The sequence below is a fragment of the Nitrospiraceae bacterium genome (assembly GCA_035623075.1).
Taxonomy (GTDB): Bacteria; Nitrospirota; Nitrospiria; order Nitrospirales; family Nitrospiraceae; genus DASPUC01.
Window position 1 is genome coordinate 1 of the sequence record DASPUC010000031.1, and the last position, 13,603, is coordinate 13,603.

At 55.8% G+C, this 13,603-nt stretch carries 11 protein-coding genes; all 11 read right to left on the reverse strand.

What is annotated here, in order from left to right; genetic code table 11:
- Positions 1-1,070: glycosyltransferase family 4 protein (locus tag VEI50_10980; GenBank protein HXX75643.1), on the reverse strand; the 1,070-nt coding region annotated here is incomplete at its 3' end.
- Between the two features lie 10 nt (positions 1,071-1,080).
- Positions 1,081-2,916 (reverse strand): asparagine synthase (glutamine-hydrolyzing), encoded by a 1,836-nt coding sequence (gene asnB / locus VEI50_10985; protein HXX75644.1) that lies wholly within the window; start codon positions 2,914-2,916, stop codon positions 1,081-1,083.
- 8 nt (positions 2,917-2,924) lie between these two features.
- Complete coding sequence (locus VEI50_10990) at positions 2,925-4,229, reverse strand: right-handed parallel beta-helix repeat-containing protein (GenBank protein ID HXX75645.1); 1,305 nt, start codon at positions 4,227-4,229, stop codon at positions 2,925-2,927.
- Positions 4,230-4,633: 404 nt separating this feature from the next.
- Positions 4,634-6,391 (reverse strand): carbamoyltransferase C-terminal domain-containing protein, encoded by a 1,758-nt coding sequence (locus VEI50_10995; protein HXX75646.1) that lies wholly within the window; start codon positions 6,389-6,391, stop codon positions 4,634-4,636.
- 192 nt (positions 6,392-6,583) lie between these two features.
- On the reverse strand, positions 6,584-7,762 hold the full coding sequence (locus VEI50_11000) for a glycosyltransferase family 4 protein (protein HXX75647.1): 1,179 nt from the start codon (positions 7,760-7,762) through the stop codon (positions 6,584-6,586).
- Between the two features lie 112 nt (positions 7,763-7,874).
- Positions 7,875-8,525 (reverse strand): hypothetical protein, encoded by a 651-nt coding sequence (locus VEI50_11005; GenBank protein HXX75648.1) that lies wholly within the window; start codon positions 8,523-8,525, stop codon positions 7,875-7,877.
- Between the two features lie 297 nt (positions 8,526-8,822).
- Positions 8,823-9,524, reverse strand: coding sequence for a hypothetical protein (locus tag VEI50_11010; protein ID HXX75649.1), 702 nt, complete (start codon positions 9,522-9,524; stop codon positions 8,823-8,825).
- A gap of 291 nt (positions 9,525-9,815) precedes the next feature.
- The gene (locus tag VEI50_11015; protein HXX75650.1) at positions 9,816-11,093 is read right to left on the reverse strand and encodes a hypothetical protein; all 1,278 of its coding nucleotides are present in this window, start codon (positions 11,091-11,093) and stop codon (positions 9,816-9,818) included.
- A gap of 131 nt (positions 11,094-11,224) precedes the next feature.
- Positions 11,225-11,941 carry a VPLPA-CTERM sorting domain-containing protein gene (locus tag VEI50_11020; protein HXX75651.1) on the reverse strand — a complete coding sequence of 239 codons (717 nt, stop codon included), beginning with the start codon at positions 11,939-11,941 and terminating at the stop codon, positions 11,225-11,227.
- Positions 11,942-12,456: 515 nt separating this feature from the next.
- Positions 12,457-13,092 (reverse strand): TonB family protein, encoded by a 636-nt coding sequence (locus VEI50_11025; GenBank protein HXX75652.1) that lies wholly within the window; start codon positions 13,090-13,092, stop codon positions 12,457-12,459.
- A gap of 193 nt (positions 13,093-13,285) precedes the next feature.
- The coding region (locus VEI50_11030; GenBank protein HXX75653.1) for a biopolymer transporter ExbD at positions 13,286-13,603 on the reverse strand (318 nt) is incomplete at its 5' end.

The following is a 13,603-nucleotide window of genomic DNA, read 5'->3' on the forward strand; positions in this document are numbered from 1 at the left end:
AGCAGCCCTGTGCAATGTTCTGCGAATGACGCGAAATTAAACACATCCGCATGGTGCCTACAGTTTCGGGGCTTGTCGAGCGCCGATCGAATCGCATCCAAGAGTTCAACCGGATTGTCACAGGTCACGGCATCTCCGGCAGCGCCGTCCCGAAGCGGATCCATGCTGCCGTCGCCGTTCCCTCCGACGGTCGGAATGCCCGAACGCATGGCCTCAAGGAAGACAATGCCGAATCCCTCTTCCGTGCTCGGCATGACGAAGACGTCAGCCGTGCGGTATAAATCTGGAAGCTGCGTATCGCTCACCCTTCCGATAAACTTCACATTGTCTCCGAGACCAAGTACCAATGCCTGACGCTGAAGCTTTTCGCGGCCATCCCCCTCGCCAGCGGCCACATAGACGAGATCCGGATACTCGCGGAGCAACTGGGGCATGACTGCAAAAACCCTGTGGTGCCCTTTGTACCAATCATCCAGCGAAATACGGGAAACCGTGAGGAGTATCCGTTTGCCTTGAAGGCCGTACTGTTCCAAGATTTGCGGTGACTTGGGCCCAGGCGCGAATCGATCGGACACTGTGTTCGGAAGGACCCGCACCCTTTCCGGATGCACGTTTGCCCATGCCAAACACCTGCGTTTGGTATATCGACTGACGACGGTTACCAGATCCGATTGTTCTACTCCCCAGCGAACGACAGAGGAGGGACTCGTCCACGCATCGATCCCATGTAACTGCAACCAGAGCGGAATCTTCAGGCGGCGCGCGATCACGGCCGCCAGGGGTGCATGAAAAATGTGTCCGCACAGGACGAGATCGAACGGCCCCTTCATCACCGCCGAAGTGGTGGCACGGGCGGAGTACCCGATTTTGCTGAAGATCGGCATCTCTTGCCGTACGCGGGCCGGCAGCTCTTCCGGCCGAACGTGACCCAGCCGTGGAAGCACAATAATTTCACCCACCCCATCGGTACCGGACAAGGCTGTAAGGAGGTTGCGGTTGTACTCTGAGATCCCTCCCTGCGCTCCAAAGGCATCGGTCATCAACGCAAGGATGCGAATCTGTGTTTTCATGTTCATGAAGTCACGCCGCTGCCACCATCTGTGCCCAGCGTCGGGTCCAGAGAGATTGCTCGTGTGACGCTCCGACACCCGGGCGCGTTAATTGTTTTACGTCACCGTGATCGGCGATCCATCTGGTCACGGGAATGGCGAAGCCCGTCTTGCCTCGCATGCGAACTGCTTCCGGAAGTGACAGGCTCGCACTTCGCGCCAGCATATCCTTATTCACGAACCTGTCGCGTCGTACGAGTGCGGGAGCGAGCGCCTTGAGCAGACAGGAATCGACCAATGGCACGCGCACTTCAAGTGAATGGGCCATGCTGGCCCAGTCGGTGTCGCGCAGCAGCTGGTTGCGCATATACAACCCTGATTCCAGCACGGCGATCCTGCCTCGGGGTGACCCGGGGTCCGGCATGGCCAATTCACCTATATAATGGAGAGGCCTCAACCGCCGGAGACCCTCTCTCAGCATTCCTCTGTCCAACACCGTGTCCAGTTCGGACGGCATGAACAGCCCCCTTGTCAGCAAGTAGGCCCCGGCGTAGGTTCCTCCGTACTCCAGAACGCTCAACGCTTTGGGGTGCACCTTCAATCGACGCGGGATCACCTGTCTGCCGATGATTCGCACTAGCCATCCGAGCAACGGGATACGAGATGGAATGACCAGTCGCCTGACCAAGGAGGGAATTCTTTCAAAGGACGGGTACCCGGCCAACAGCTCATCGCCGCCGAGGCCAGAAACGGCCACCTTGAGACCCAGTTCGTGGGCCGCTTTGCTGACGAACCAGGTGTTGATTCCGTCGATGGTCGGTTGATCCATGGCTGCCAGGATGCGCGGCAGGTCGTCGCGGAATTCCGCTTCAGTCACGATCCGTGTCGTGTGGCGAGTTCTGTATTGCTTGGCTACTTGCTCGGCAAGCGGCGATTCGTCTACGGGCGTACCGGCGAACTCCGAAAAAGTCAACGTCACGGTTTGAACGTCCGATTGACCCGCATCGCGCATGAGGCCGACGAGTGATCCTGAGTCGATCCCGGCAGAGAGAAACGCACCGACCGGTACATCGGCGACCAAGTGGTGTCGGACGGAATCGAGGAACGTTTCCCGCACGAATTCCTGCAACTCCATTTCCCCAAGCTGTAATGGGTTCGCCTGGGCCTCGAAATACGTTTGAGCCAGCGAGAAGTACTTTTGGGGCTTGGAGGGCCCGAGGAAATCCACCTGCATGACGGTACCGGCGGGGAGCGCCTGAACATCCTGCCACACCGTGTAGGGTTCCGGGACACTGCCGAACAGATAGTAACCGACAAGACCAGCTGGACTAGGGTCATGGGAGATCCGTCCTCCTGCCCTCAGGGCCTTGACCTGGCTGGCGAATCGGAACGTCCACCCATCGTCGGCATAGTACAGGGGCTTGATGCCGTACGGGTCTCGGGCGAGCAACAACGCTTGTTTCCGCTGGTCCCACAGGCCGAAGGCGAACATGCCGCGAAGGTCCTTAACCATGGCTTCTCCCTTGTCCACGTAGAGGTGCAGCAGCACCTCCGTATCGGACTCGGTCCGAAACACATAGCCCTTGGCTTCAAGCTGCCTGCGCAGCGCCTGGTAGTTGTAAATTTCTCCGTTGAACGTAATCACCAGCTGCCGATCCTCGCTCGTCATGGGTTGCGCAGCGCGGTCATTCAGGTCGATGATCGCTAGCCGTCGGTGACCAAGCCCCACGCGGTTGTCCGCTGAAAACCATTCTCCAAACCCATCCGGACCCCGTGCAGTCATGTAATCCCGCATGCGCCGTAATTCACTGCGATCGACATCGAGGGCCGCATAGTGATAGGAGAAAATTCCTGCTACTCCACACATTGAGTCACCTACCGGACCTGAATCTGTCGAAGTGGATTCATTCCTTTCACAGCGGTGCAGTCCCGAGAAATGGTATTGTTTGGGACAGCGCTTATCTGATTCTCGTCACCCGCCCCCTTGAAACAAAAGAAGTTCGAATACACTCGAACTCCCTTGGATACGTTCTGCGCCGCCACCAGCGGAACTGATACGTTGCGAATATCGTTTTCGCGAAATTCGACGTTGGCCGGAGTGCAGCACGCTCTCTGGACCCACAATCCCGCACGTCCTCCATTCGTTCGATTGTGCTCGATGAGCGTGTTCGTGATGTTCTGCGACGTGAATGCGAGCGGGAAATACGGTTCTTTGACGGATATCTCGTTATCGTATATCTCGAATCTCGGCCGCCGTTCCGCATTGCCTCTTATCGCAATCCCATTCGCAGCCTGGACGTTCAGCTTGTTATTCCTGACAATCGTCGTTGCGCTGCTCTCGTTTGCATCGACGATGATCCCGGCAATGCCGGACTCCGGCGGCGAATCCCACATATGGATATCGCTGATCGTGTTCTTTTCAATGATGACATTGGAAAATTGGACTCCAATTCCATAGAACCCCGTCAAGTCAAACAGAGTATTATTGTCGATACTTGCAGCAGCGACGCCCTTCTTGAGATCGATGCCTTCTCCGTTGGCGGCGGACCCAGGACCTTTGGATCGCCAACCAAATTTCTGACCGCCGATGACATTACCGCTGATCGTCAGTTTTCCCGTTATCACTTGTCCTTCCTCGGCCCCCTTTATGAATCCAATATAAATCCCTTCATTACCATTCGCGGTGATTGTATTGTTTAAGATGTCAACTTGTCTGAAGGTATTGGTTCCACCGATGTGGATCGCTTGGTACGCATTGCCGGTAAACACGCAGTTGTTTACTTTTAATGATCCATTCGTGGTTCCCGATGACTGGTACCAGAAACCAACGGCATATTCGTTGGCGAAGGATAAGTGGAGCCCATCAACCGCCACACTTTCAACGTTGACTTGCTGAAACTCTAAAATATGCGGCTTGCTTGAGATGTGAAGATCTTGTTGGAGATCGACACCTTCCAGAGGGGATACATACAGTGTATTCCTTCCGACATCATGAAAGAACTTACCCGCAGTATCAAGCGACTCCAAGGTGGGAACTTTGTCATAAAACCGGCCGTGTTTTTCGTCATGGACAATCAGAACCTCCTTAATGCTCGGAACTCCAGGTTCTATCACCGCCTGTGTGTAAGAAATATTCTTCGCGCCTAATTTCGACCAAGCAGAAGAGCGAGTCGCGCCCATGAGCTGCGGAGCACTTCCTACATCTCCGTATGCCCCAAAACTGAGAGAACGCGTAATCTTAATGGAGACATCCTCCCAGGTACATCCTCGCTTGAACAAGATCCTGTCTCCATTCTGGAAATTGAACTTGGAAACCTTCGATGCGGAATTCCACGCTGTCAATTCGCTCAAGCCCCCATTGCTATCATTCCCGCTATCGCAAGCAACGTAGTATGTGGCTGCGTTTAAGTCACCAACGACGGATAGAAATCCACAGAGCAAGAATATCCACAAGCTGGTACTTGGCATGGTACTCAACCATCGATTCTTGGATGGCTACTTATGCTTTTCCGAACGGCAAACATCGTGGATTCTCAAACCGCTCGAAAGAGCGATTCAAGTTTTCGTCAACGCCCCTTTAACAGTCACGACGATCGGCCTGGCTTCAAGATCACGTAATCACCGAGGCACAGCGCGTCCATATCCGTGCGCATGAAACAGGCCACGGCCTGTTGGGGTGTATCCACAATCGGCTCATTTTCGTTAAAGCTCGTGTTGAGGAGAACGCCCAGACCGGTGAGTTCCCGAAAGGCCTGGATCAAACCGTAGTATCGGGGGTTCCCCTCCCGCTCAACGGTTTGCAGCCTGCCCGTCCCGTCGACATGGGTAATCGCCGCGAGTCTTGTGCGCCATTCGGGCCGAACTCTTACCACATGCATCATGAACGGACTGAGAATGTCTTGTTCAAAATACGTATTGACGCAATCTTTTAGTACGGAAGGGGCAAAAGGACGGAACGACTCACGCCGCTTAATCTTGGCGTTGATGGTGTCTTTCATCGTACGAATTGCAGGATTAGCAAGGATTGACCGGTTTCCTAACGCCCGCGGTCCCCATTCACTCCGTCCTTGATACCAGCCAACGACTTTTCCTTCAGCGAGCAATCTCGCTACTGCGAAAAGGAGGGTCTCTTCATCTCCAAAATGGTCGACAGGGAGACCGGAGCTTTCTGCTGCTAGCCTGATTTCTGAATCAGCATACTGAGGACCCCAGTATGCGTGATTCATGTAGTACCGTTTCTCACCACCGAGGATGTGGTGATAACAGTAATAGGCCGCACCCAGGCACGTCCCATCGTCGGAAGCCGCACACTGCAAATACATCTGGCGAAACGGTGTATCGCGAAGGATGCGGGCATTCGTAACGCCATTGAGCGCACAGCCGCCCGCCATGGCGAGGCATTCAGTGTCGACCAGTTTATGGAGACGGTTCATGCAGTGGATCGCCACGTCTTCGAATCGTACCTGACACGACCGAGCAATGTTTTTCTCACGTTGTGCGAGCGGCTCGCCGCGCCTGCGGGGGGGGCCAAGACGTCTCGCGAGCCGCTCGGTGTACATCTGACCCATGACAATACGTCCGGATTCGTCCTGCATCCCGCTGACTCCTCCGTCATGCATCCCGAAAAACCCCGGTTCGAGTCGAAACCAGGAAGAGTCGTCATAGCGCACAAGTTCGCTCATCACAGGCGAGAATTCGTCCTCACCGAACGGCGCAAGGCCCATGACTTTGTATTCCTCGCCAAACTCGTCGAACCCGATGAACTGGCAGAGCCCTGTATAGAAGAATCCCAGGCTGTTGGGCAAATGCACTCGGTCGAGAATCTCGATCTTTGTCCCCTCGCAACGCGCCGCCATTGCGCTCACAAAATCGCCGGATGCATCGTAGGAAAATCCAGCGGTCAGGCTGTCAAAAGCCGAGAGGTAATACGCGCTGGCAATATGAGCGAGGTGATGTTCGACATTGATAATCTGGTACTTCGTCGTGGTGGGATCGACATCGCAGAGCGTCGCAAGATCGCCCAGCGTTTCCTGAGTTTTTGTCTTGCGCCGAAGGTGCTCACCCACCGCACGAACGCTCTTCCATGGGTGACTGAACACATAATTCGCCTTGGCCGCGAAGTTGCTGTGTGGATTTTTGGCAATCGCAACGTGGGTGACATCCTTCAACGACACGCCGGATTCGGCAAGAACACGGCGGATAGACTCGATAGGGAAGCGGGGTGAATGCTTTTCCCTACGGCCAAGGCGCTCTTCGGCGATTGCCGACATCAATACTCCATCGATGACCAAACAGGCCGCCGAATCGGCATGAAAAGCGTTGATACCCAGAATGACTGACATGAGAGTGTAACCCCTTGCTTGCCGAGTTCGTTCGGAAGGCTAGCCTGTCGCAGCCCCACGGTATCCTTAGGGAGGATCTAGTTTACTTCGTGCAGGGGAGGCGAGAAGAATACGGGGGTTCAAGTTTATGTTAACAAATTGTTAAATGCGGGCAACGGTCGCGGAGGGTATCGAGCCACGTCTGTGCGGGAACTACTTGTCCTGTGACTCGAGCCTCAGTGGCCCGATAAGGGAGGGGGGAGAGGCCGAAGAAGGATAACCCACTGCTTCCACGAGTACCCGGATCATCTGGTCTGTATATCGGGTTTGAGTGAAGTACGACCGGTAGCGCAGGCGGGCATTCAGTCCAAGCCTCGCCATTTCCTCCGGCCTATCCAACAAGTCACATATTTTTACTGCAAGATCATACGGATCATTGGTATACGCCTCGACGCCGGCCTCGCCATCGATCACTGTTTCGCGTAGACAACCCCGATCAGTGTAGACCACCGGAAGCCCAGAGGCCATCGCCTCCAACACGACCAAGGGTTGGCCTTCTTGACCTATTCCGGGAAACACGAAGAGATCGGCCGACTGGAAGAGTCTTTCCTTCTCTGTCCCCATCACTTCCCCCGTGAACTGGACATAACTCCCGAGGCCGTGCTGTTCAACGTAGCGGTGAGCCTCACGTTCCTGATCCGAATGCAGCCAGGGTCCGGCGAAAACAAACTCGACGTCTGTGCGATGACGCAGCACGGTGGGAATCGCAGCCAGCAGAACAAGGCTACCCTTGGCCCGGTCGAGAAAATTCAGATGAAGGATGCGCCAGGCTCTCGGCTGCGACGTTTCCCCGAGGCGTTCTCGTCGCTGGATATCGTCGACTCCGTTCGGGACCACGGCAAGTTTCGACTCCGGGATCAACTCCGAATACAGACCTTTGAGCGAGTCACCAGGGAGAAGACCCAAGTGAATCATCCTGAAAATGCTCCGCACAAGAATCCGGACCGGATAGAAGCGAGCCTGGTACCACTCGACAAGCTGAGCACCACGAAGATGCGTCACAACCTGCGCCCCGAACAGCCTTGCCGTCAGAATCAGGAGCCCTTCACGAAACAATTCCCTCGTACGATTCGAGAGCACCAGATAGATAAGGTGAGGACGTTTCCGGAGGAGAAGCCAAACAAATCGTGCCAACCTAGGGACAAACGATCCGACCGATGGCACGGCTGTTCCGTCCGCAGACGTAATCCCGGGGTCGAAATACGTCACATCAAAACACTCTGCCAAGCCCATGCCGACTAGGGCGCTGATCGACGTGACTGTTCCGTGACAGGAGGGAAGAAACGGCACTACCACGAGCAATCGGGCACGCTGTCCGGCCAGAGAACCCATCGCGCAGCCTTTTCCTTTCTTGGGGGAGAGAAAGGAGCTTACGCCCTTAATGTTACAAGACCGTTAAGAACATCGCTGACCGGCGCTTTATCCATCAGGGAGCAGCATCCGTCTATATGGCCCGTATCTTCCTCCAATAGAGTCCCCCGAGCAACCCAAGACCAGTCAAATAAAATATGAGGCTCGTGGAAAGAGCCACGGGGGCCTGCGCCACAACGGCAGTACCTTGCAAGAAGAACGTCGCCTCACGATCTTTCTTCCACTCGTGGTTCCACTTGCCATCGTGTTCCTTGTCATTTCCTTTGTTCAGTATGTGATCCCAGGAGAGAGCGAATTCGTTGGTCTGAGGATTGAACAACCCCGTCGCCATACCACCGATGTTCCACGCGTGGATCTGATTTCCACTTCCACGTGTCCATCCGAAGAAGAGTGACGTGAGATCGACCGACATTGATGAGCCGTTGATCGTCGCCGACGGCGCCGGCGCGCCGCTCAGGCCGCTGGTGAAGAGGAAGAACGTCTTGTGTCCGCGCGTGATCGGGTCAACGATCTCCGGCATCGACTGATACGATCCCATCGTTATCGTCCCATTCTCCGCAAAAAGGTGGTCGAGGATCCGGCCGAACCGTCCATCGAAGTTCACCGCTCCCGAGGTAACATCCAACGACGTGACTGACAAGGCCTCAGCACGGTCAGCGGGACCCGTGAGACCCAGTGCGAGCACTAGCACGAGATTGAAGAGAATCAGATGTAAACGCTTCATGGGGCCTTCCTTTCTCTCGGGGGCAGACAATCAACGATTGCATCTCCCTCCGCTGTCCATATTGTGGTTGGGTATTGTGTGCCCTGGACTATTTCATTTAAGTTACAGAACGATCAAATTGTTACGACAACATCAACTTTTCTTAACAAACACCAACAGCGTAAGCCCCACCCTCAGATCCCACTCGAAGGATCCGAAGATAGGGCTCACGCTCGATCTGATGTTAACGCTTTCTCGGAAACGTTAACGACTTCTGTTCACAACTCCCGCCGCCACAATAGCCTGAGAGCCCTGACGTTACGCTCCTTTCCTTCTGAGCCAAGCCATCCCGCTCAACCCTGACGCAAACAAGAGAGCTGCGGCTGGCAATGGCACCACAGCATTGACGACGTTACCACTAAAAACAGACGTGCTGGTAAAGGCGTTGCCGGCTCCCGTATCGGTCGATGCGAAGAGCAGCGTCAGACCACCCTGAAACGGCGTCCCCGGCGTCAGTCCGTAATACGACAAGAGGTTGGCATTTTTGGTATCGCTGAACGATCCGAACGTAACCTTGAAACCTTGGACTCCCAGATCCTGAACGAACGCGCTGTTAAACGTCCCGCTCAAAAGCGTAGATCCGGGCAAAATATCGGGCGCACCCTGCAGTTGCACCCCGCCGGTGATGGTGATCGTCCCACCAGAGCCGAACGCCCACCACCCATTGTTGGTCGGATTCGAGCCACCGGCACCAGTCATGGTTCCCGAAGTGAAATTGAGGACGCAACTCACACAGAGTGAGGTGACATTCGCGTTGGCCGACGTGGAGAGGCCGACCACATTGTCCACCTCAATGTTGCCGCCGATGAGGTCGCTGCTGCCGCCGGCATAGGAAATCGTGCCGGATGTCGGCGCACTGATATTGAAGTCGAGTTCAACCGCCATTGCGGACGGGCTGACGAGCAATCCCATCAACCACAGGCCCATAGCCATGGCGGCTATCGAGACCCTTGCGCTCATATCGCCGTCCTTCTTCTGTCCGAGGGGGGCATAACTCTCCCCTCTTCCGCGGTCCTAGCCCCGTCCTTCTAGAGATGGAGGACGAGGCGTATGTTTTTGGGCTCCGAAAAGCCGGACGCGCGTAGCGTCCGGCTTCTCTTCGCAAACTTTCACGCTGTCTCGTTCACGAGGCTCATGCGCTGGACGAAAGCCTCAGCCCTTGCATGTGAGCACCTGTCTTTTCCTGTGGAGGGCCCGGGGCTCGAAAGTCCCGGGCCCTCCACGAACAGCCCTCTCACTCTAATGTCAGGGCTAGTTGCACGCCGTGCTTGGTACGCTTAACGGAGAGAGGGTAAGAGGACCCCTATCGACGTTCTTGAAAACGTTCATTTTGCTTTGCGCATCCCAGTAGGATCCAACCGGCAAGAGTGCGATGGTCGAAGCCGACGTGGCGTCAGCGATGAACGCTGCCGCCAAGGCATCGATCGCCGCTCCTTCCGAAGTTCCACGACGGTTCAGGCGCTCGTAGGTCCAGTAGGCATACCGACCGCATTCCAGATTCTCCTTCGGATTCGTCAGCGACGCATCGTGAGCCAAGTATCCATCAACCTTGACCGCATAGCCCAGGCCAGCGTTGGCGCCACCGGACAGGAAGCTGAGTTCCTGATCCGCATCCATGTATCCGATCGAGCGCGGATTGCTGGCGATACAGGACAACACTCCCGAGGTGCCGGAGCTGAAAATCACATTCGAGTTGGCAAGAACTGTTTCCTTGGCATTGATCATGATCGTTTGGGCCAACATGGCCTTCGACCCGGAACCCGCATTGCGGAGACAGAGTACGATCGGTGAAGTGGTTTCCAGGGTTGTTCCGTTCGCAGTGGTCCCGTATCCCAGCTGTGTCCAGTCTTGGGCTTTGGCCTCGCGGGAAAAGATCGCCTCGAGTTCAAGCCGAGTCAGATTGGTAATCGGACCCGCCGGCGCCCCGCCGCTCACCTTGACTACTCCCTTGCCGAGAAAGATCGACCAGGGGAACACCGCCGTCGTCGCGACGGTGAGCGAGCTATCATCGATCACAGGCTGCGTGGTGCCGAGCGGACCGGTTTGCCCGAACGAGGATCCCGCCACGTCTGACGCTCCCATATGGACCGGTAGGCTGACGGTGTTGGAATTGGCACAATTCGACGTCTGATTGTATTGCTTGCCGTCCGACGCGCGGGTTTGTGTCACTGGTCCCGTGCAACCGGTTGTCTGCGTGATATCCAGGAAGTTCAAGAAAGACCCCGCTGATCCGGTCGCTACGAGCAACGTGTTGATGCCATCGCTCGATTGGGTCGCTGCATAATTGATTTGGATGGGCAGGCCTCCCTGGTTGCAGGTCCAGGCCCATAGATTGTTGTTTGCGCTGACATAGAGGTTCGGGAGCGGAGAAGCGTCACAGAGGTTGAGCGGAGTCGTGCCCATAAAATTGCGCGCGGCTGACGATCCCCCAACGTTCATCACAGTCGTTTGCGCGTGAGCGGTCACGGCCAGCGCAGCCACGCTCAGCAGGCCGGCTATGACCGACATGAATGTCTTCGCGAATCTCATAATTCGTGCTCCTTCATAAAGTAAGAGAGTGTGTAACATCTGCCTGTACCGTCCGAGGCGTGAGCGGCGGGACGACCCTCGCTCCTCCGTCCTGACCGGACGGTGTCCTTGCTTGTCTGCCATTCAACTCATTACGCGGTGAACGACCGGCGGGCGACGCCCACCAGACCGATCAACCCTGTTCCGAAGAGAACCACGCCAGCCGGCAGCGGAACTGCCGCAGGACCGGGATTGCCGACTGACAAGAATCCGTTGGCCGTCAAGAGGGCGCTGCCGACCTGGCCCAGGATAGCGTTGTTAATCACATCGCCTTGAATCAAGTTCACAATCTGGCCCAACGATCCCGACATCGCGACGGGCCAGGCGCCAAGCATTTTGCTGGTTCCGTCTGAATTGAGATTGGTTGTGAAGGAAAAGAGACTCGATGAAGCAACGGTGTTCCCTGTGAACAAGAGAGTGTTGTTGTTGAACCAATTCGCTAGGGCATTGAACTGCTGTGTGAGATTGAGATGGGTGGGGCTAATGCTAGAAAGAGCGGAGCTGGTCCCTGCAATAACCTGGGCGCCACTCCCATTTGTATCAAACTCGAACAGTGTGTACTTGACCGGGTTCGTGCCGCTCGCGGCCGTGAGATCAGCAGAAAGATTCATATTCACGATTGGGGATGTCGTCAGAATCGTGTTGGCATTTCCGAGGTCGACGAGGGCCTCCGTGCTGTTACCATAGATGGCGACAACCAGATCGCCAGTGTTGAACGAAAAGGCCTGCGCTTGTCCGGCACTACCCATAGCCGTGGCCGTCGCGAAGGCCATTGCCATCACGGCCCGTTTGAATCGTGTGAATCGCATATTCCGTGCCCTCCCTTGATAGATGTAATAGATGATGAACGCTTTCCTCTTCCTCTTACGTCCTTCGATGGTTGGCTGTACCTCTCCTCGTCCAGTCCACCTCCTTTCACTCCATTTCGTGAAAGCGTGCGGTCCTGAACCAGGATGCACGCCGCATTTGTCTCGAACCCGTGTTACAGAGGCATCAAGGCTCTATTCGATGCTCGTAACATTTTCTTCGTCCCGTTCGGCTTCAGAGGCCGCTTCCCGGTGCTTCGAGCTGGACACGAAGATTGGCTGGGACACCAGCGTTTCATGTGGGTCCACTTCTACTGGGGCAGGATTACGGACGGATCACTAGACGTTCTGAAGGAGGTAAATTCTCGATTAAGAGCAGGTCACAGGATGGGACGTGAGGAGTACGGTGTGAGGCAACTCGGTTGTCTAAATTGTCTCGTTGGTTTTGTCGATCGGACCGCGAACCACATGAACCAGACAAACCACGTAAACCAGAAAGAGGAGATACATTTCGGGCATCACGTCGGAGGGAAGAATTTCACGATGATCGTATGGTCCATCCCGGGCGGAGGCGGACGAACTTCAGCGAGCTTGGCTAGTGCGTCAAGCGCGGATTGATCGAACAGCAAGCTGCCGGATGAATTCACGAGTCGATATTGCAGGACGCGACCCTGGTCGTCGACGACCAATTCGCAGAGCACGGCATACTCCAGATCATCGGGCAGCGACGGCGGTTGCTGATACTTCGATTGGATCATGGCGGTGATGATGTCCGTATAGCCCGCAAACCGCCCTCGGCTCTTCCCGATTGCGAACGGATTCGCGTCCATCTGCGGCGGGCCAGGCGCATCCGAAGCCTTAGGCGGCGGAGGCGCTTCAGCTTGCGGCGGCGGGGGAGGCGGAGCTTCTTGCGGTTTCGGCTCCGGTTTTGGCGGTTCCGGTTCTAGCTCCGGTTCTGGCTCTTTCTCGGGCGGGGGTGGCGGCTCCTCTTTTTTAAACGCGTTGAGCTTGTAGACCTTGATCAGATTCTGGCCCCACTCGGTCTGCGACACCCAATAGAGGCCGGCGCCGATGCCGACATGAATCAGCCCGACGATCAGGAGTGTCGTGCCAAGTTTACTTTTCTTCTGTTCGAATCCTCGATAGCCAGCCATCGTTTCAGCCCATCAACCGTGAAGCGGTGTACGAAGGAAATAAGCGACCCGACGAGGAAATACACTAGCAGAACATCATGACCGGTTGGAACCGCGCGCCTTGTGATTACGCCCGCTCTTCCGCCCCTGCCCTTCCCTGAGATGAGCAACATCGCTTCACGCGTAACGTATTACGCATAACGCATCACCATCCTTAGGATTCATTGATTGGTTTCGTCGCGATTGCGAGGTCCTCGATCGGAATCCGTTGGAGGATGTCCAGCACCGCCACCACGTGTTTGTACTCGACCCCCGCGTCGCCCCGGAGCACAAGCGGCAGTTTACCACCCTTCGCGGCCTTCAGATCCCGGATCAGCTTCTCCAGCTCACCCAGCTTGACCCGCTCCTCATCCATATAGATCTCGCCGCCCTTCTTCACCGAGATCGTGGGCGTGTTGCTCTCCATCTCCGTCTCATGGGGGGTGGATTCCGGGAGCTTCAATTCGATCCCCTGCACCATCGCCGTCGTCGT

Bases quoted from the DNA above. Each gene is read 5' to 3' on its own strand.
- VEI50_11010 (HXX75649.1), bottom strand. From the start codon at position 9,524: ATGAGCGCAAGGGTCTCGATAGCCGCCATGGCTATGGGCCTGTGGTTG.
- VEI50_10990 (HXX75645.1), bottom strand. From the start codon at position 4,229: ATGGGCGCGACTCGCTCTTCTGCTTGGTCGAAATTAGGCGCGAAGAAT.
- asnB (HXX75644.1), bottom strand. From the start codon at position 2,916: ATGTGTGGAGTAGCAGGAATTTTCTCCTATCACTATGCGGCCCTCGAT.
- VEI50_10995 (HXX75646.1), bottom strand. From the start codon at position 6,391: ATGTCAGTCATTCTGGGTATCAACGCTTTTCATGCCGATTCGGCGGCC.
- VEI50_11015 (HXX75650.1), bottom strand. From the start codon at position 11,093: ATGAGATTCGCGAAGACATTCATGTCGGTCATAGCCGGCCTGCTGAGC.
- VEI50_11000 (HXX75647.1), bottom strand. From the start codon at position 7,762: ATGGGTTCTCTGGCCGGACAGCGTGCCCGATTGCTCGTGGTAGTGCCG.
- VEI50_11025 (HXX75652.1), bottom strand. From the start codon at position 13,092: ATGGCTGGCTATCGAGGATTCGAACAGAAGAAAAGTAAACTTGGCACG.
- VEI50_11005 (HXX75648.1), bottom strand. From the start codon at position 8,525: ATGAAGCGTTTACATCTGATTCTCTTCAATCTCGTGCTAGTGCTCGCA.
- VEI50_11020 (HXX75651.1), bottom strand. From the start codon at position 11,941: ATGCGATTCACACGATTCAAACGGGCCGTGATGGCAATGGCCTTCGCG.